Consider the following 19,919-nt stretch of genomic DNA (forward strand, 5'->3'; position numbering starts at 1 on the left):
CTGTCCCATTTTCGAGGTGCAGTGCCAAATCTAGGCTTGTTTTATCTATTTATAAAACATTTGTATAAGATTGGTACTTTTCCTTTACTTTAGACGAAATATCATCATCCGTAATCACAGCATCTAAATCATCCAATCGATAGAAACAATAGAAAGAATAACTATCAAATTTGCTATTATCCGCCACAATGTACTTTTCAATTGCATTGTTCAGAATAATGGCATTCCCATTTCCTTCTTCTTCGTTGGCCGTCGTAACATTGTGACCATCAATCCCATTCACACCAATAAAGGCCTTCGAAACCTTGATTTCTTTCAATAATTTATTAGCAAATTGCCCAACAAATGTTTGCGTCTTGACACGATAACGACCTCCAATCAGAATAATATCACAATTAGGGTTGTCTTTTAATTTTTCAAAAATAGGAAGAGAATTTGTCACAATACTGACACTTTTATCAGCTAAATAATCCCCGATAAAATCCGTTGTCGTTCCTGAACCGATAAAAACCGTATCACCTGAAGAAATCAAATTTGCACATTTTTGAGCAATTGTTCGTTTTTCTTCAATATTTAACATCGTTTTTTCTGTATGGGAAGCTTCATTCAAGCCGTTTTTTACTTTTTTATGAGCTCCTCCATGAACCCGTGTCAGCAGGCCTTGTTTTTCTAGATCAATCAGATCACGACGTATCGTCATGTCCGTCACATCCAGCAGTTCTTTTAATTTCTTGACAGAAACAACTCCTTGCTGATCCAATTCTTGGAGAATAACTCTATGTCGTCCTTCTTTCATTTTGTCTCCTTTCTAACTTATATTATAATTAGATTCCTCAAATATATTATACAACAATTTATTCATTTTGAAAAATTAAAAACAAGATTTTTTTCATTTTTGTCAGTTATTGTTTGACTTTGTTTTATTTGTGCTTTATAATGAAATCATATAAAATAAAAGGAGTCTGGGAATGACAACAAAACAAGAAAAATTAAACCGTTTATGTGATAAAAATGGAATTATTGGTGCTTTAGCCATTGACCAACGTGGTGCACTTCGTCGCATGCTGGGAGAAGATACGCCTGTTGCTGAATTAGAAAATTTTAAAGTTTTAGTTTCCAAATATTTAACTCCCTATGCATCCTCTATCCTACTGGATCCTGAACTCGGCTGGAAAGCGGCTGGGACTCGTGACAAAAATGCAGGACTATTAGTAGCTTATGAAAAAACCGGCTATGATAAAACTGTACCCGGTCGCTTCCCTGACCTTGTTGAAAATGTATCAGTGCAACGTTTAAAAGCAAATGGTGCTGATGCTGTGAAAGTCTTACTCTATGTAGACATTGACGAAGGTAAAGAAGTTAATGACATTAAAGAAGCTTTTATTGAACGGATCGCTTCTGAATGCAAAGCCGAAGAAATGCCATTTTTCTTGGAGCTAGTTTCTTATGATGCCAATATAACAGATGAAAAAGAATACGCAATATTAAAACCACGTAAGGTGATTGACGCAATGAAAGTCTATTCACAAGAACGATTTGGAGTAGATGTTCTGAAAGTTGAAGTTCCTGTTAATATGAAATACGTTGAAAGTTTCGCTGAAGGAGAAATTTTGTATAGCAGAGAAGAAGCTGCTGCTTTCTATAAAGAGCAGAGCGAAGCAACACATTTGCCGTTTATATTCTTATCCGCCGGTGTATCAGCTCAACTTTTCCAAGAAACACTTCGATTTGCTAAAGATTCCGGCTCGACATTCAACGGTGTCCTTTGTGGACGTGCTACTTGGGCCGGCGCTACAAAAGCTTATCAAGAAGGTGGAGAAGCAACTACTATAAAATGGCTTGAAACTGTTGGTAAACAAAACATTGTCGAATTAAATGCGGTTCTCCAAGAGACAGCTACACCTGTTGTATTTAAATAACTTTGTATCTCCTTATAAAAACATAAAAAGACGAAGGCACTACACCCTCAAAATGAGACATAAGAAAACCACTTCTGCTGAAATCTAGGAAACTAGAAACAGGAGTGTTTTATTATGCTCAAAAAAGCCTATTCAGTGGAAACTAAGTTAGCCTGTATCGAAATGAAGAAGGCAGGTAAGTCTAACAAGGTCATTACGGTAAAGGTTCTGGAGGAGCTATCTGAAGTAGAACAACTACGACTACTTAAGAAAATCCATGGACTAATCGTTAATCGCAAGAAAGTCTATCGAATTATGAAGGAAAGAGGTTGGCTCTGTCGTGCACGTCCTAAGAAGGTGCCAAATATAGGTCAGCCTTACTATGTGACAGAGAATAAGCTAGATCGTGATTTCTAAGTAGAAAAGCCAATGGAGAAGCTTGTCACAGACATTACCTACCTCTACTTTGGGAACTATAAACTCTACCTATCTTCCGTCATAGATCTCTACAATCGTGAGATGGTAGCTTACACCATTTCAGATTGTCAAGATACTGACTTTGTATTGGATACGCTCAATCAACTGGAATTGCCTAAGGGAGCACTTTTACACAGAGATCAGAGCTCTGTTTACACCTCGAAAGCTTATTACCAAGCTTGCACAGAAAAAGGCATCACCCGCTATATGTCCCGTAAGGGAACACCAGCAGATCATGCCTGTATCGAATGGTTTCATTCTGTTCTCAAGTCTGAAACCTTCTATCTCCATAACTGGAGAAACTTAACCAAAGATAGTATAACAGATATTGGCGAAAAATACATCACATTTTATAATGAAAGTAGAATTCAACAGAGATTAAACGACCAATCTCCCACAGAGTACAGAAGAGCGGCTGCCTAATAGTGTTTTTCTACTGTCCCATTTTCGAGGTGCAGTGCCGAATGTTTATTCGCCTTTTTATTATTATATAGTTATTTATCACCTTTATTCCGAATCACAAAACCTGTTTTCTTCTCACTTGAAGTATTGCGTGGTTTCTTGTGCTCTTTGCGATAGCGTTTTTCTTTATCAAAATACTCATTGCGACCGCCCTTTTTGTAATTGCCACGTCTGCTACCACGTTCACGACGATTTCCACCTTTATTATTCCGATTCCCCTTATTGGCACCAGAAACATATTTAAACGGTAGTGGTTTCTCACGCGCAATTTCCACTTCTGGAAGAGTATCTGGATCTTGCACCGTTAGGCTCAAGATATATAAGGCTAACTCTTCTGGCGTAAATTCAGCTGCTAGCTTACGAGCATCTTTACCAAATTTCTCAAAATTGCTGCGAATGGTCTCATCTGCAAAATCTCGCTCAATCTTTTTGAGGGCTACTTTTTTCTTAGCTTGAAAGGCTTCTTCTGCAGTTGCTGGCTTCATACCTTTCATGCGTTTCTTGGTCAGATTTTCGATAATCTGCAGATAGCCCATTTCATTTGGAGCTACGAAAGTGATAGACTGACCTGACTTACCAGCACGACCAGTCCGACCAATCCGGTGAACATAGCTTTCTGGATCCTGCGGAATGTCGTAGTTGTAGACATGGGTCACACCAGAAATATCCAATCCACGTGCAGCTACATCTGTTGCAACAAGAACGTCTAGATTGCCATTCTTGAAATCACGAAGTACACGGAGGCGTTTTCCTTGGTCTAAATCGCCATGAATCCCTTCTGCTCGGAAACCACGAATCTTGAGACCACGAGTCAATTCATCTACTCGGCGTTTGGTACGCCCAAAAACAATAGAAAGTTCTGGCTGCTCTACATCCATAAGACGTGTCATGGTATCAAATTTTTCATTTTCCTTGACGCGGATATAGTACTGGTCTACCAGCTCCGTAGTCAGCTCTTTAGCTGCAATTTTCACATGTGTTGGTTCTTTCATAAACTTCACACCAATCTGCTTGATAGCATCCGGCATGGTTGCTGAAAAGAGAAGGGTCTGACGGTCTTCTGGCACACGGGAAATGATAGACTCAATATCTTCCAAAAAGCCCATGTTAAGCATTTCGTCTGCTTCATCTAAAATAAGCGTTTCTACATGATTGAGTTTCAACGCCTTACGCTTAATGAGGTCTAATAAACGCCCTGGGGTTCCTACGACAATGTGAGCACCTGATTTCAAAGCTTTAATTTGCTTTTCAATGCTAGACCCGCCATAAACTGAGCGGACTTTGACACCCTTACTACGACCAAATCTAAAGAGTTCTTCTTGACTCTGTACTGCTAATTCACGAGTCGGTGCAATAATCAGTGCCTGAACAGTTGGATCCTCTGTATCAATCTTTTCCAGAGTCGGAAAACCAAACGCAGCTGTTTTTCCAGTACCAGTCTGGGCTTGTCCAATGACGTCTTTTCCTGCCATAGCCAGCGGAATGGTCTGTTCTTGAATCGGGCTAGCTTCTACAAAACCAGCTTTGTCAATTTCTGCTAACAATTCAGCAGACAAATGTAATTCATTAAATTTCAATTTTTTCTTCTTTCTAAAAGGCAGTACGAAGCTACCTTATAAGACATTTTGGCTCTTCTTTTTATTAAAAATATGGTTTCTCAAATCGGAATACTAAAAAAGCGCCAACTTGGTCGCTAGTTACCATTAAACAGAAAAGCTTTTAGTTTTTGCAACCTACTTAGTATAACATAAAGAATAGTAAAAAGATAGAACTGATAGCGTTTTACTTGAAAATTAATTAGAAGTCTAATAGATACTATGATAAAATTAGCTTCTTCTCTTCTTTATACTTCCTTTAGATATTTAATTATAAAGAAATATTTAAAATGAGAACCATATAAAACAATTTACACTAATCATATAGTACTCACGTTGCTAGTTGACAAAAAATTCTAAATGGTAGGCTAAAAGAACCTGTTCAATCTCCAATTGCCATTCTGCTAAAGACCTAACAATCGGGTGCTCAATGTCAAACATTGCATTTAGAACAAAGATTCGAGTTTCAATAGTTCCTCGGATGGCTAAAATTGCTGGATTGTTATGCTCATCGGCGCTCTCCATATTTTTACGAAGCGGCGTCCAAAGATGAATCCCCTTTGCCTCCAAGCGTTCTTTCAACTCTTTACTTAGGTATCCCAAATCTCCTAAAACGCGAGAATAAGGGACACGGTCTCCAGCAATTCTTCTGCTACCTGAATATCATGGACTGAGACAGGGTAACCAGATAATCCAAAATATAGCCCGACTCTGTCACCGCCAAATGCACTTTCAAACCGTAAGACCACATGTTTTTGAAAGTACAGTAACCAATGTTGACCACCTCATTCAAAACCTTGATCCGATGATTTCTGACAGGCTAGCAAAGGAGGAGGACTGGAAAACTATCGATGATGACCAATTCATCAAAATCTAGCTGATTGAAATAGAGGCGAATCAACCGAAATAGGGGCATTAAATAACAAGAACGACGATAAAAGCAGCTTCTCTCCAGTCCGGTGAATCCGAAGAAATTGCAAATCAATTGGTAAAACCTTCGCTGTGACTTCATTCCAATTTCTGCCTGGAACAGCATTAAGGTCAAAACAGAAACATCTGAAACCTTGCATTGCTCTACATTCTTACAATGAACCAGCTCATCAGGAGCGATCTTTTGATATAAGTCACATCAGACTTCACGAAGCTGTGGCATACTGAGTTGAAGAGGATGACGACTCGGTGTATAATGGAAAGTGTCCATTTGGTTTACCTCTCTGCTTTTTTTCTTCACTTGCAGTGTACACCAAATGGGCTTTTTTGTGAAGCAAAATCAACTAGCAACAGGGGTATATAGTATTTTAAAACAAGACTTCTGTAAATTTGACAACTATACTTTGTGCCTATGTAAACAATATATCATTTCTTTTAAAATTTATCGGGGCAAAACTAGAAACGATTATGACTTTGCTTCACTTCCTCATCTAGCCAATTTTATTGTTTATTTACAAATCGCTTTAGAAACTGAACAAGAATAATCCAGAGTATAAAACTAATAAGCACAATATAGAGCCAAGCATTCTTATCACTTGACCAAGGCAGTGGCACATTCATTCCAAAGAATCCTGTAATCACTGCCAATACTGCCAATAAGACTGAAATAATAGTTAATAGAGCTAAATTGTCGTTTAGATTGTTGTTCAAAATATTGTTGTACGAGCCTGACAATTGATTGAGAACTTGAGCAATCAAATCTGTCATAGCGACGAGTTGACGAGCTTCAATCATGACATCATCAAACTGCTCTTTTTCAATCTCATCTAAATGGCGATAAATGGCATGTCCTTTAATATGCTCCAAAAGCATGCGGTTCTGCTTGGTAGCAGCAACCAGATAGACCATAGAGGTTTCTAAATCCGCTAAAGCAAAGAGATTTTTTTTAGTGGTTGTTTGGTGCAAAAGATGATTGATGTTATCTTTTGTTTCGTCCATTTGTTCAATCACAGGATAATAAGAATTACGCACTAATTCTAAACTAGCAAATAGAAATTTGTAAACTGTAACTGGTTCATGGTGTTCAACATAATTTTTCATCATATCTACAACATAAGTATTTTCCTTATTGCTAATGGTAATGAGCCGATCCTGCTGTACCACAAAGGTCATAGGGACTGTTTCATAGTAATTTTTAGCTCTTTTTAAATTGAGTACATTGAAAATAAAAACAACTGTTCCTGTCTCACGATTGTAGTCCATGTGGGCGCGTTCATTTTTATCCAGTGCATACTCAATTGTTTCTTCATCAATATTGTATTTTGTATAAGAACCTGGGTGTTGACTCAAAATATCTGCATCCAAATTTATCCAGACCATTCCACTCTGTAATTTCTTTTCGATAAACACTACTTTCCCCTTTCACTATCAATGGAAAAGGACTGAGAGAAGAAAGCTCAATCCTTAGGAAAATTTAATATATACAATTCAGTAAATTTTTATATCCCGTAGCAACTAATTTAGCGAGCCGATTTTATTATAACTATGATGCTGCTATACACGGTCTGTAATCAGATAGTTTTGGTACGTCACATCTTCTCTTCTAACTTGACATCCGGATACTTGTCTGCGAACCAGCGAAGAGCAAAGTCATTTTCAAAAAGAAAGACAGGCTGATCAAAGCGATCTTTAGCTAAGATATTGCGACTTGAGGACATACGCTCATCCAAGTCATCTGGTGAAATCCAGCGAACCGTCTTTTTACCCATTGGGCTCATAACCACTTCAGCATTGTATTCATTTTCCATACGGTGCTTGAAGACTTCAAACTGGAGCTGACCCACAGCGCCTAGCATATACTCACCAGTCTGGTAATTAGTATATAGCTGAATGGCCCCCTCTTGTACCAGCTGCTCAATCCCCTTATGGAAGGATTTTTGCTTCATGACATTCTTAGCCGAAACCTTCATAAAGATTTCAGGAGTAAAGGTTGGCAGAGGCTCAAATTCAAACTTATTCTTGCCTACAGTCAGAGTGTCGCCGACCTGATAAGTCCCCGTATCATAAACCCCGATAATATCACCAGCTACAGCATTGGTCACATTCTCACGACTCTCGGCCATAAACTGGGTGACATTAGACAGCTTGGCGGACTTGCCAGTGCGAGGCAGATTGACACTCATACCTCGCTCGAACTCACCCGAAACAATACGGACAAAAGCGATACGGTCGCGGTGGCGCGGATCCATATTGGCCTGAATTTTAAAGACAAAGCCTGAAAAGTCTGGGCTGAGTGGCTCAACCACCTCACCGTCTGTCTTCTTATGACCATGTGGTTCCGGAGCAAACTTAAGGAAAGTTTCTAAAAAAGTCTGCACGCCAAAGTTGGTCAAGGCTGAACCGAAGAAAACCGGGGTCAATTTACCAGCCAAAATCGCTTCTTCTGAAAATTCATTTCCAGCTTCTTGTAAGAGTTCGATATCCTCCTTGACCTGATCATAGAAAGGATTGGAAGCAAAAAGTTTATCCCCATCTTCCAAAGAAGCAAAACGCTCATCGCCTTTGTACAGTTCTAGACGTTCATTATAGAGATCATAGAGACCCTCAAAACTTTTTCCCATACCGATTGGCCAGTTCATTGGGTAGCTAGCAATGCCTAGAATTTCTTCCAGTTCTTCCAGTAAATCTAAAGGTTCGCGGCCATCTCGATCCAGCTTGTTCATAAAGGTGAAGACTGGGATATTGCGATGTTTGACAACCTCAAAGAGCTTCTTGGTCTGTGCCTCAATACCTTTAGCTGAGTCAATGACCATGACCGCTGCATCCACCGCCATCAAGGTTCGATAAGTATCTTCTGAAAAATCCTCATGCCCTGGCGTATCCAGAATATTGACCCGTTTGCCATCGTAGTCAAACTGCATAACAGAGGACGTCACAGAAATTCCCCGCTGCTTCTCAATATCCATCCAGTCGGACTTGGCAAAGTTTCCGGTCTTTTTCCCCTTGACTGTCCCAGCCTCACGAATCTCGCCTCCAAAATAGAGCAACTGCTCAGTAATTGTCGTCTTCCCCGCATCCGGGTGGGAGATAATAGCAAAAGTCCGTCGCTTCTTAATTTCTTCTTGTAAAGTCATCTTTTTCTCTTTCTTTCATTTTAGAATAATCGTGAATGTTAGCATCTACTTTTTATTTTTACATCGGAACCCTTGATCCTTTCAACTTATCCATTATAGCGGATTTAGCGCTTTTTTTCAATGTCCCATAAAATATAAGAATCACCCTCTCGAGTGATTCTATTTTTTCGACAGTCGAGACTTCTATTAAAATCTCACAAGCACACTAGCAAAGAGAAAAATCGCTAAGATAACCATTAACACCAGTAAATAGATTAACCGTTGTTTCCTCGTTTGAAGTTCTTCTGTTTCTTCTTCTGTCATGGAAAAAACGGCCTTGTTCCGTTTTAATAGGTACAAAATCAATCCTTCTCCTCGTTGACCGCCAGTCGTTAAGAAAGCCCAAAATTTGGGGTGTTTCATCCCGCGAACCGCAGCATCTAATTCAACCAATTTAAATAATTGATAAACAAACAGTCCGTTTGTTACGATAAGCAAACCAATCAAGGTCAACAGATACCAAGTCATGATAAAACCTCCTATATTTTGCGAATAATCTGCACCAAGATATACCCACTTGTCCCAGTCACCAGCGCCACCGCTAACAAGGTCAACAGATAACTCTTAGAGATTGGAGTGACAAAAATGAAGAAAAGGAATAATAAACAAATATTACATATAAAGGCTAGTAAAATCTTTCGATTACTCTTAACAGTATTAGTGGAATCTTCTAAGTGCTGAATCATATGCTCATATCCTTTCAACAATTCATCCAAACTAACCTGATACAAATCACTTAACTGTAAAACATATAAAATATCCGGATAAAATTTTTCTGTTTCCCAATTTGAGATAGTTTGTCTAGATACATTTAATTCTTCTGCGACACTTTCTTGTGTCAGGCCACATATTTGCCGCGCTTCTTTTAATTTTTTACCAATTTCCATTATCTCTCTCCTATCTTTCTACTTTTATTTTACTATTTTCTTTCATAAAATCTAGCAAAATTTTTTTACATTGCACAAAATAGTGGAAAAAATCCTGCCAAGTAAATTTGACAGGAAAATAAATATTGAGATGTATCAGTTTGAAATTATTTTTGATTTCTTTTTCCATCGCCTTTTAAATATTTCATCAAGAAGAATTAAGGTGACAGACAGTATGGTTGAAACAACCAAATAATTAAACAAAATATTCTCCCCTTTAATAAAAGGTGGGTGTGTCATAAGACCATAGTTGCCACCTGTCAAATGATTAACCCCTACTAAAAATAAATCTAATGCAAAAGTATAAAAAAGAATCTGATATTTTTTTAGTGCTTTCTTATCATACGAATTCATCAGATACACAAGGGAATTACCCAGCAAGGCATAATGAGCAATCAAGAAAGAAAAGCTCGTAATATGCGGAAGAAAATCATAAGGGTCAAAGACCGGATAGCCCAAAGCAAATACCGCACCGCTTACTCCCATTAAAGCAAAATACTGTTTGATTCGCCAGTTGTCTGGTAAAAAAACAACAGCAAGCATGGCTAAACGACAATGATAAAGGGGTAAACTATTGGCTAGTGGTAATCGAAAGCCAATATATCATGTATAAAGAACAACTAACTGTATAATTTATCCATTTAAACGTTTCTACAATATATGGATTATCATGATTTTTTACAGCAGTATAAATAGACAAAGATAAATGCAATCATCAAACCATGCCAAAACATCGGTATCAGGGACGGTTCTGTTTTGTGAGTCGTTAAAAAACTATTCACTATAACTTAATTTTCCTGTCTGACTGTTTCTTCTTGTTCTTGCTTAAGCTGTATTTGTTTAAAGACCAGAGAAATCATCCAAATAGCTAAAATCAGAGGCAATGACACCAACAGATAATTGCTAATTATCCCATGATCACCTACTAAAGGCGGCTCCTTCAAAAAACCATAATTTCCACCACTCACAAAATTTACAAATAATAACAAGAGATTCATAGCAAAACTAATCTCTACAATTCGCCGCAAGTCCAATTGCTTACTATCATAATGATTCATCAAATACGTGAGAGAATTCCCCAAAAGAGCATAGTGACCAATCAGATAGGATACTAAGGTAATATGAGGAAAAGTAAATGGATCAAACAAAGGATAAATCAAGGCACAAATAGGCCCAAATACTCCTAAAAGAGCAAAATATTGTTTATAAACTGAGGAATCAGGCAGAAACAAAATAGCAAACATCGCCAATCTACAATGATAAAAAGGAAGTGCCTCAGATAGTGGTGACAAAGTGGCGACATACCAGCTATAAAGCATTAGAATTTGGAATCCTTGTACAAATTTTAAAATAATTTGATAACGCTTATTTTGATGATATTTTACAGCACTGTACATGATGTAAATGATTCCCAAAAACATCATTCCATACCAAAACGGGGTTAATTGTGGTGCCTCTGTTTTATGACTTGTAAAAAATTCTTGTAAATTCATCTCTTACTAATCCATCCTATTGATTAATTTTTTTATTATAGTTAGTTTTCTCGTTGTGGCAACAGTCCCTAGTTTCTTTTCGAGAAAATTATTATTTAACTTCTTTATTCTAGCATCTCTTGGTAGATACATATAAAGGCAAGTTTCTCCAACTGCAAATATTTCATCTGTAAAGTTCAGTTCTCTCACTTCTGTCAATCGCTCTGTCGAAATACGACTGTTTGTAAAAACCAGATGAATCCAATTCCTCAGCGAAAGGATTTTGTAAGATAGCTTTTTCTAAATCCGATTTTTCTTTTACAATAATGGCTAAATTTGCGCCGATTTTCTCTAAAATCAATTGATGAATATGTCGAGCCAATTCTTTAGCAGATATACTCGTTTCACAAATCACATTGCCTGATTGACTATAGCTTGAAACATTATCCAAACCAGATGTTCCCAACAATTGAACTAAGTCACTCATCTTAGAGATTCGATTTGATCCCGTAGGCATCACACTGCGAAAAAGAGCAAGATACTGCACCTGATGCTTACACCTCATTCTCCAATTCCTCTACTAGATTAGCTAAATTCATAGAATTGCTACCCTTTATCAAGACTTGATCCGTTGGTTTTAGTGCTTTTTTAACCGCTTTTACCAAATCCGAAAACTGATCTTTGTCAGCATTTTTTACAAAATAATGAACTTTCTCTGGTGGGAAAATTTCCTGAGCATAGGCAAAAAGAGCAGCCATGTCCTCTCCGTAGAGAAAAACTTCTGAGAGAATGTCAGGATTAAGACTAGTTATCATAGCACCATGCATTTGTTTAGAATCAGCTCCCAGCTCTTTCATATCAGCTAAAACAACCAACTTCCGACCATTATCATTATAAGGAATTGTAGAAAAAGTTTCCAAAATCAGACGCATAGCTGTTGGATTCGCATTATAAACATCTGAGAGGATATCAGCTCCATTTTTAGCTTTTTTCCATTCAGTGCGATTTCGCGTTAATTTAAGAGTCAAAAAAGCTTTTTGAATGGCCTCTTCTGTCACCCCTTCTTTTAAGGCTACATAAGCGGCAATCATGGCATTGGTCGCATTGTATTTTCCAGTTACTGGAAGGTCAATAGTACTAGTTAAAAAGTTGGTCTCAAAGGTCAAGCTATCTTTTCGTTCTTCTAATTTTGTTAGACAAATATCTTCGTCTGGACCAAAACGAACAACGTTCTGCTGACTTGGTAAAAAGTCATTGATAATTTTGTCCGCTGGGACAACTAAAAGAGCCCCATTTTTCATACCGTCAGCGATTTGTAGCTTTCCTTTTGCAATTTCATGACGGCTTTTAAAAAATTCTAGATGTGCTTCGCCAATTAAAGTCACTATGCCTACTTTTGGCTGAGCGATAGTGGATAGAAGATGAATATCTCCCATGTGATCTTGACCCATTTCCAGAACCAACTTTTCAGTATCATCTGGCATATGCAAGATCGTATAAGGAAGACCAATTTCATTATTGTAGTTTCCTTGCGTTTTGTAAGTCTTATAAGCCATTGACAAGAGGTGAGCCAGCATGTCTTTGGTCGTTGTTTTACCATTAGAACCTGTGACTGCAAAAACATCTACCTTCATCTTTTCCAGATAATACCGTGCCAAATGCTGCAGTGCTGCTAATACATCATCTACTAAAATATAAGGATAGTCTTCCAATTCTTTTTCTGACAAGGTTGCCACAGCTCCATTTTCAAACGCTGTCGCAATAAAGTCATGCCCATCACGCGCGCCCTTAAGAGGCAGAAACAAATCTCCCTCTCCAATCAATCGGCTGTCAAATTCTGCCTTTCTAAATGTACAATCTGGAAATAGATGAACATCATTTTTAGCTTTCAAAACAGAAGCCACTTCATAGAACGTTAATTGCATTTTTATCCCCTACTTATCTTAAATATCTCTAACTCTCTCATTATACCACAGAAAAACCGACTTTTACAGATTCACTAAAAGATATAGCAAAATAACAGAAAAAAATGAAAAGACAGGAGCAATGTTATTCCTGTCTTGTTTTATGACTGCAAAAAGCTCTTATATTGATGCTATGGCTAATTGCTCAAAGCAAAGCTTTAAGATTCAGACAAAGCTTACGACTTATTCGCTTTTCAAACTTGGAAGAGTACCTGCTCTTATCTCATAGTAAATGCTTTTCACGTTTTGTAAACATTTCTTGAGCTAACCGAACCAATTTTTCAATCAAATCTGTATAAGAAATGCCCATATTTTCCCAAAGCAGGGGATACATTGACCACTGTGTGAATCCAGGCATCGTGTTTAACTCATTGAGGAAAATCTCACCTTTATCAGTGTAAAAGAAATCACAGCGAGCTAAACCAACGCCGCCAATCGCTCGAAAGGCTTTTTCGGCGTGTTGACGCATGGTAGAAATCACATCATCTGACAATTTTGCAGGAATAGACATAGTGATTTTGTTGTCAATGTATTTAGCTTCGTAATCATAGAAAGGAACATCTTTCACTACCTCACCTGGTAAGCTGCTTTGGGCTTCTTCGTTCCCAAGTAAACCAACTTCAATTTCACGCGCATTGACACCTTGCTCAATCAAGACACGACTATCGTATTTGAAAGCTAACTTAAGAGCAGAACGCAGTTCATCTTGGTTTTCAGACTTGGAAATACCGACGCTAGAGCCCATATTGGATGGTTTTGTAAAGACTGGATAAGTTAGATTTGCCTCTACTTCTGCAATCTTTTCTTCTATATTTTCGTCTTCAATCACAGCTACATATGGTACTTGTGGAATGCCAGCAGAAGCCAACACTCGTTTTGTTGTGATTTTGTCCATGGCAACACTAGAAGAAAGGATATTACAACCCACATAAGGCATTTTCAACACTTCAAGAAATCCTTGGATAGACCCGTCTTCTCCCATTGGACCATGAAGAACGGGGAACACAGTAACACCTTCTTCGTAAATATCACTCGGCTTCATTTTTTGACTCTCAATGACGGTATCATTTGTCATCAATTTTTCATCATCAGCAGGTTTGCTTGAAAATTCTTGCGTCTTGATAAAATCACCTGCTTGTGTGATGAAATAAGTCTTGACAAAAAATTTGTCATAATTAATCGCACGCATGACACTCTCTGCTGATAAGACAGAGACTTTTCTTTCCGCACTGCGTCCGCCGTAAAGAAGAATGATTTGTTGTTTTGACATTTTCATACCTAACCTTCTCATCTTAAAAGAAATCTACAAATTTAATCGCCTTTTAGTATACCATATTTTAGCTTGTTTTTGAACAGAAACAGAGCTTTCATTTTCTTTTAAACAAAGCTCTATCACCCTTTTACAACTCCGTACGATTCTCAATAGCTCGAAGCAAAGTCACTTCATCTGCATATTCAATATCAGATCCAACTGCTAATCCACGGGCTAGTCGCGTCACTTTGATACCAGCTGGCTTTAACACCCGCGAGATATACATGGAAGTTGCTTCTCCATCTGCTGTAGCATTGGTCGCTACAATCACTTCAGCCACCTCACTATCCATTAACCGTGTAATCAAACTTTTCAGATTGATGTCATCAGGTCCGACACCATTCATAGGAGAAATCAATCCTTGCAAAACATGGTATAAACCATGGTATTCTTGGATATTTTCCATAGCAGATACATCTCGACTATCTTCTACAACCAAAATAGTAGATTGATCACGGGTCTCATCGGTACAGATAGCACAAGGATCATCATCCGTTAAATTGCCACAAATAGAGCAATAGGTTAGCTCACGTTTGGCTGCAAGTAAATTTTTAGCAAATTCATTGACATCATCATCACTCATGCCAATCGTATAAAAAGCCAAGCGTGTTGCTGTTTTTATGCCAATTCCTGGTAATTTTGAAAAACTTTCAATTAATTTCGCAATCGGTGTTGGATAAAGCATAATTCCCTCTCTAATTCATCGGATGCTGTTGATGATATAAATTAATAATATCACGTGTAATGCTATGGCTAACGGTTGAAGATAAGTCTGTATTATGTGGAAAAACAACTGCAACTGCAATTTGCGGATTGTTACTTGGTGCATAAGCAACAACGTTTGTATTGATGGCTTCCTGTTTTCCATTATTGACAAACGTTTCAGCTGTCCCTGTTTTCGCACTGATTGGCACTGCTTCACCTTGAAATAAAGTACGCCCTGTTGTAAAGCCGCTTGTTCCATGTACTACTTGGTAAAAACCTCGACGAATCAAATCCATGTTGTCTTTTGAAATATCCACTTTATTTAACTCTTTGGTGGCTTTTCCTTCAATTAATTTTCCAAGACCACCTTTTTCATTATTGTCATAAATTCCTTCCACTAAGTGTGGTGCGATACGAGTACCACCATTAGCTACCGTTGCAGCATACTGAGCTAATTGCATCGGTGTATAGTTATCAAACTGGCCAAAAGCATTGGTTAAATAGTTTGCAAACGTATATTTTTTAGGAGTATAGCCTTCGGACTCACTTGGTAAATCAATTCCTGTAGATGCTCCTAATCCATATTGCGCAAAAGTTTTACGCAATTTGTCCATAGAAGAATTCAAATTTTTCAAATCAATCGTCATATTAGGCGAATAAGGGGTTCCCATCATATTCAACGCTAGTTGGACCATGTAAGTATTGGATGAATATTCTAATGCCTCTAAAGCTGTAATTTGTCGAGGGCCATACTGAGTAAACCAAGAAGTGATTGCTGAGGAACCTCCAAAAGAAATCGGTTGATCTGTCAGAACTTGGTTACCTGTGATAGCTCCACTTCCCCAACCTGCTGTCAAAGTCGCACCCTTAACAACCGAACCAGGCACAAAGTTATTCATAATGGTACCAAGTGAATCGGCTGTCAATTCTCCAGTATCAATATTATGTTTTAAACCTGCCATTGCTAGAATAGCACCCGTTTTTGGATTCATAGCAACAGCATAAACACCCTCAGAATATGTCGCATGACCGTTCGCTAATTCTGCACTGAAATACCTTCTCAAAATATCTTCCACACCATTTTGGAAAGTCAAATCCATCGTTAATTTCAGATTATTTCCCTTACTACCATTGGAAATATTTTTCACGCTCTCCATATTTCCATTTTTGTCAAGATTGATTTCTTTGATTGCGCGTTTCCCTTGAAGAGTAGATTCGTATTGCTTTTCTAAATAGCTTGTTCCAACACGGTCATTGAGTGAATAGCCTTTTTTCAAATAAGCATCAACTTCCTCTGCAGGTAGTCCTGCCTTCTCACTTGAGACACTTCCAATGATAGAAGCTAAAGATGTGTCTAACACTTTTCTATCCCAGCTGGTGGTAATACTGATACCAGACAATTCTTTTGAGCTAGAAGCAATTGTCGCAATTTGGTCAGGAGACAAATCGTCTGTTCGGATATTTCCCGTCTCAAAATTTGCAATAGCATTCATTTGACTAAACAAATAAATAACTTTTTTATCTTCATTTGAGTAGTTTAATTTGACCACATCAACACTTTTAACGGCATTACTATAAATCTTCGACTCTGTCAAACGATTTCCATCTGCACTATACTTTTTATTTTTAGGCAGTTGATTGACGACCTTCTTATAAACCTCGCTATCTGCCAAATAATAATCGACCTGTTGTCGCTCAGTAACGTCTGCATTGGAAATGGAAACTAACGGCAGTAATTTTTGAGCAATTTCTTTAATCGTTTCAGCTCTCATTTTATTGCTACGCGTAAAGGAAACGACTTGCTTGGTTGTATTTTCCACCAAAGGTTTTCCACTTGCATCATAAATTTGCCCACGAACAGAGCTAGTTGTTACTTTGGTTTTGCTGGCAGTCGCCAATTTTTTTGTATAAAATTCCCTATGCACAACTTGCATATAGCCCAAACGAACAATCAAACTCATAAACAATAAAATCACAATCCCAAATAACAAATTGAGCCGTCTAGGAATGGAATGACTATCAAATTTTCTTTTTTTCTTAAACATGTTTTCTCTCATTCTAGTCAAAATGCTACCTTTTATTGTACCACAAATCCAAGAAAATGAAGTCAAGTAAAATGGAAACACTGATAAAAAACACAGCTAAACCAATTAGAATTTTGCACAATATCAAAAAGCTCTGTTTACGCAGAGCTTCTTAATATTTTATTGGGCTTATTTTCCAAGATAGTATTCTTTTACAAGATTCAATTTATCATCAAATTCAAATACAAGCGGTGGGAAATTAGGAATTTCCACATTCATGATTTCATCATCTGATAATTGTTTGATGTGTTTTACAAGAGCGCGGATTGAGTTACCATGCGCACCTACAAACACATTTTTACCATCTTTCAAAGCTGGAGCAATTTTATCTTCCCAGAATGGAAGAGCACGTTCCAAAGTAACTTTCAAGTTTTCCGCATCTGGAATCACTGAATCATCAAGGTTTGCATAGCGACGGTCAGTATGTGCTGAATATTGATCATCTTTTGCCATAGCTGGTGGCAATACATCATAAGAACGACGCCAAATATGAACTTGTTCGTCACCCCATTTTTCAGCTGCTTCAGCTTTATTTTGACCTGTCAAACCGCCATAATGACGTTCATTCAAGCGCCATGATTTTTCAACTGGCACCCAAAGTTGACCTGCCGCTTCAAGAGCAAGATTTGTTGTTTTGATAGCACGTGTCAAAACAGATGTGTAAGCTTGGTCAAACTCAATACCAGCTTCTTTAATCAATTTACCAGCATCAATCGCTTGTTGCGTCCCTTTTTCAGACAAATCAACATCAGCCCAACCAGTAAAGAGGTTAGCTTTATTCCATTCAGACTCACCGTGGCGAGCAAAAACTAATTTTACCATTAGATATCTCCTTTGATTTTTGAAAACTGTCTTACAGTCATTTTATATTTTACAAAATTTTTCATAAAAAATCTAGTAGCAATAGGAGAATATTTGATTTTTACTGTTTTCTTTATTCAAACAGTGTATCTATTTACTCAGCTATCTCCTAAACAATCAGCACAAATTCCATATATCAGCACTTTGGTTTTTGTGATCTTATAACCTGTCTGCTTTTCAGCTTCACGTCTCAGATCAGGTAGGTCCACATCTTCAAAATCTGCAATTCGTCCACATTTTTCGCAGACAATATTCAGATGTTCATGCCCCATAAAATCAAAATAGGTCGTATTGTCATTCTTTATCTTGATTTCTTCCACAAAATCCTCTTCAATCAATACTTTCAGATTATTATAGACCGTTGCTAGGCTCATGTTGGGAAAATCTGATCGCAACTCAGAATAAATCTTTTCAGCACTTGGATGGTCATGTGTCCGAATCATATAGGCAATAACCGCCTTTCGAGTCTCTGTAATACGCACACCTTTCACTTTTAACCGTTGAATAACATTTTCATAATCACTTTGATCTGTGATTTCTAAATAAGGATGTAAATTCATGCCTACCTACTCATAATTGTTTTTTCTTATTATATCATGAAATTAAGAGAATACGTATTTAGAATGATTGTAAATAAATGCAAATGATCAGTTTTTGTCTTTCAAAACACAAGAAAAGCCTATTGCACAACGCCGAAACGTTGATACAATAGGCTTTTTATCGTTGAATTATTTAACAGCGTCTTTAAGAGCTTTACCTGCTTTGAATGCTGGCACTTTAGAAGCTGCGATTGTGATTTCTTTACCAGTTTGTGGGTTACGACCTTTACGAGCTGCACGTTCACGAACTTCAAAGTTACCAAAACCGATCAATTGAACTTTTTCACCAGCTGAAAGGAATTCAGTTACTGCTGCAAATACCGCATCAACTGCTGCTGCTGAATCTTTCTTAGTCAATTCTGTAGCTTCTGCTACTTTTGCAATCAAATCTTGTTTGTTAGCCATTTAACAAATCCTCCAAAATATTTTATGAATTAGTAGTCACTAACTCTAACAAGTATTATCATATCTAAAAAATGTTATTAGGTCAAGCACAAAACGAACTTTTTTCAATTTTTCCAAAAATATCAAACTTATTCATAGCGAACGAGGATTGCCCACGCATTTTCACCTGTATGTGTTTGAATAATAGAACCAGTCTCCAAACCAGAAATCGTTTTTTCCACACACGGTTGCAAAATCTGTTTCATTTCGTTCGCCAATTCGGCAGTTCCTGCATACGAAATTCCAATCTCTGCTACTTTTTTATCCTTCAGACTTACGGCCAAATCATTGACCCATTTTTTAAAAGTTTTTACGCCCCGCCCCTTTACAATTGGTTGTAGTTCATGCTGTTTCATCTGCATCACCACTCGAATATTCAGAAGCGAGCTGAGAAGTCCTGTTACACGACCAATGCGACCTCCTTTTACAAGATTTTCAAGAGTCGATACACCGATATAAAGTTCCGTTTTTTCACGCACTTCTTCAATTTTTGCCAAAATATCTTCTAAATCAGCACCTGCCTTGGCTAATTTGGCAGCTTCTACCACTTGAAACTTCAAAGCTTGATCTGTAAAAGAGCTATCAATGACTGTGACATCGACGTTTGATAAAGTGGCACCTTGACGGGCGGCTTCAACTGTTCCAGATAAAGCATGGGACATATGAATTGAAATGATTTTATCAGCATGTTCACCCAATCGTTCAAAAACCTCTGCAAAGACGCCGACGGGCGGTTGACTTGTTTTAGGAAGATTTTTACTGGACTGCATCAAGCGAAGAAATTCTCCTTCTTTCAGATCAGCATCGGAATAAACAACACCATCTACCATTACAGACAAAGGGACGATTGTAATCTCTAAATCCTCTACAATTTGCGGTTCAATCGTAATAGATGAATCCGTTACAATTTTGATTTTTGTCATGTTTTTCCTACTTTATAAATTTTATCTATTTAATTTATTATATCAAAAAAATAACTTTTTGTGGAATAATTTTTCTGAATAAAATATGTAAAAG

Annotated in this window: 18 protein-coding genes and 3 pseudogenes; 3 read left to right on the plus strand and 18 right to left on the minus strand. The window is 37.6% G+C overall.

The genetic code is table 11. The features are described from left to right. Nucleotides 1–49 precede the first annotated feature (49 nt). Nucleotides 50–796 (minus strand): DeoR/GlpR family DNA-binding transcription regulator, encoded by a 747-nt coding sequence (locus H8787_RS08185; protein ID WP_048800859.1) that lies wholly within the window; start codon nucleotides 794–796, stop codon nucleotides 50–52. 172 nt (nucleotides 797–968) lie between these two features. Between H8787_RS08185 and lacD the strand changes: the two genes are divergently transcribed. From lacD to H8787_RS08200, 3 genes are all read left to right on the plus strand, one after another. Then, a complete protein-coding gene (gene lacD, locus H8787_RS08190; protein ID WP_058669741.1) occupies nucleotides 969–1,919 on the plus strand; it encodes a tagatose-bisphosphate aldolase in 951 nt (316 codons plus the stop codon). Between the two features lie 114 nt (nucleotides 1,920–2,033). Next, on the plus strand, nucleotides 2,034–2,315 hold the full coding sequence (locus tag H8787_RS08195) for an IS3 family transposase (protein WP_022524510.1): 282 nt from the start codon (nucleotides 2,034–2,036) through the stop codon (nucleotides 2,313–2,315). A gap of 12 nt (nucleotides 2,316–2,327) precedes the next feature. Further along, a complete protein-coding gene (locus H8787_RS08200; protein ID WP_187327839.1) occupies nucleotides 2,328–2,798 on the plus strand; it encodes a DDE-type integrase/transposase/recombinase in 471 nt (156 codons plus the stop codon). A gap of 71 nt (nucleotides 2,799–2,869) precedes the next feature. Here H8787_RS08200 and H8787_RS08205 read toward each other — a convergent pair whose 3' ends face one another. The 17 genes and pseudogenes from H8787_RS08205 to H8787_RS08285 form a co-directional block, all read right to left on the minus strand. Beyond that, nucleotides 2,870–4,414, minus strand: a complete 1,545-nt coding sequence (locus H8787_RS08205; protein ID WP_006270613.1) for a DEAD/DEAH box helicase — start codon at nucleotides 4,412–4,414, stop codon at nucleotides 2,870–2,872. A 357-nt stretch (nucleotides 4,415–4,771) separates the two neighbouring features. Continuing rightward, a pseudogene (locus tag H8787_RS08210) lies at nucleotides 4,772–5,633 on the minus strand (IS982 family transposase). Nucleotides 5,634–5,863: 230 nt separating this feature from the next. Next, the gene (locus tag H8787_RS08215; protein WP_187327840.1) at nucleotides 5,864–6,772 is read right to left on the minus strand and encodes a magnesium transporter CorA family protein; all 909 of its coding nucleotides are present in this window, start codon (nucleotides 6,770–6,772) and stop codon (nucleotides 5,864–5,866) included. 179 nt (nucleotides 6,773–6,951) lie between these two features. Continuing rightward, nucleotides 6,952–8,496, minus strand: coding sequence for a peptide chain release factor 3 (locus H8787_RS08220; protein ID WP_187327841.1), 1,545 nt, complete (start codon nucleotides 8,494–8,496; stop codon nucleotides 6,952–6,954). Nucleotides 8,497–8,682: 186 nt separating this feature from the next. Then, nucleotides 8,683–9,003, minus strand: coding sequence for a hypothetical protein (locus H8787_RS08225; RefSeq protein ID WP_039677303.1), 321 nt, complete (start codon nucleotides 9,001–9,003; stop codon nucleotides 8,683–8,685). Between the two features lie 11 nt (nucleotides 9,004–9,014). Continuing rightward, the gene (locus H8787_RS08230) at nucleotides 9,015–9,422 is read right to left on the minus strand and encodes a helix-turn-helix transcriptional regulator (protein WP_006269756.1); all 408 of its coding nucleotides are present in this window, start codon (nucleotides 9,420–9,422) and stop codon (nucleotides 9,015–9,017) included. Between the two features lie 135 nt (nucleotides 9,423–9,557). Beyond that, a pseudogene (locus tag H8787_RS08235) lies at nucleotides 9,558–10,243 on the minus strand (YwaF family protein). 6 nt (nucleotides 10,244–10,249) lie between these two features. Further along, entirely contained in the window at nucleotides 10,250–10,954 is a 705-nt protein-coding gene (locus tag H8787_RS08240; RefSeq protein WP_006269761.1) for a TIGR02206 family membrane protein, read from the minus strand. A gap of 6 nt (nucleotides 10,955–10,960) precedes the next feature. Next, nucleotides 10,961–11,498, minus strand: a pseudogene (locus tag H8787_RS08245) (DUF1697 domain-containing protein). Beyond that, complete coding sequence (gene murF / locus H8787_RS08250; RefSeq protein WP_187327842.1) at nucleotides 11,488–12,858, minus strand: UDP-N-acetylmuramoyl-tripeptide--D-alanyl-D-alanine ligase; 1,371 nt, start codon at nucleotides 12,856–12,858, stop codon at nucleotides 11,488–11,490. Before murF ends, H8787_RS08245 begins: the two are co-directional and overlap by 11 nt. Before the next feature lie 262 nt (nucleotides 12,859–13,120). Continuing rightward, nucleotides 13,121–14,167, minus strand: coding sequence for a D-alanine--D-alanine ligase (locus tag H8787_RS08255; protein ID WP_187328380.1), 1,047 nt, complete (start codon nucleotides 14,165–14,167; stop codon nucleotides 13,121–13,123). A gap of 130 nt (nucleotides 14,168–14,297) precedes the next feature. Further along, nucleotides 14,298–14,894: a recombination mediator RecR gene (gene recR, locus H8787_RS08260; RefSeq protein ID WP_003068251.1), complete on the minus strand. Its 597-nt coding sequence runs from the start codon at nucleotides 14,892–14,894 to the stop codon at nucleotides 14,298–14,300. 10 nt (nucleotides 14,895–14,904) lie between these two features. Then, nucleotides 14,905–16,971, minus strand: coding sequence for a penicillin-binding protein PBP2B (gene pbp2b / locus H8787_RS08265; RefSeq protein ID WP_020999767.1), 2,067 nt, complete (start codon nucleotides 16,969–16,971; stop codon nucleotides 14,905–14,907). A 156-nt stretch (nucleotides 16,972–17,127) separates the two neighbouring features. Then, nucleotides 17,128–17,820 carry a phosphoglycerate mutase gene (locus H8787_RS08270; protein ID WP_003036126.1) on the minus strand — a complete coding sequence of 231 codons (693 nt, stop codon included), beginning with the start codon at nucleotides 17,818–17,820 and terminating at the stop codon, nucleotides 17,128–17,130. A 137-nt stretch (nucleotides 17,821–17,957) separates the two neighbouring features. Further along, nucleotides 17,958–18,419, minus strand: a complete 462-nt coding sequence (locus H8787_RS08275; RefSeq protein ID WP_187327843.1) for a Fur family transcriptional regulator — start codon at nucleotides 18,417–18,419, stop codon at nucleotides 17,958–17,960. 168 nt (nucleotides 18,420–18,587) lie between these two features. Continuing rightward, complete coding sequence (locus tag H8787_RS08280) at nucleotides 18,588–18,863, minus strand: HU family DNA-binding protein (RefSeq protein WP_003036014.1); 276 nt, start codon at nucleotides 18,861–18,863, stop codon at nucleotides 18,588–18,590. A gap of 128 nt (nucleotides 18,864–18,991) precedes the next feature. Then, nucleotides 18,992–19,825, minus strand: coding sequence for a DegV family protein (locus H8787_RS08285; protein WP_187327844.1), 834 nt, complete (start codon nucleotides 19,823–19,825; stop codon nucleotides 18,992–18,994). Nucleotides 19,826–19,919: the final 94 nt, after the last annotated feature.

Source organism: Streptococcus sp. NSJ-72 (assembly GCF_014334035.1).
Classification (GTDB): Bacteria; Bacillota; Bacilli; order Lactobacillales; family Streptococcaceae; genus Streptococcus; species Streptococcus constellatus.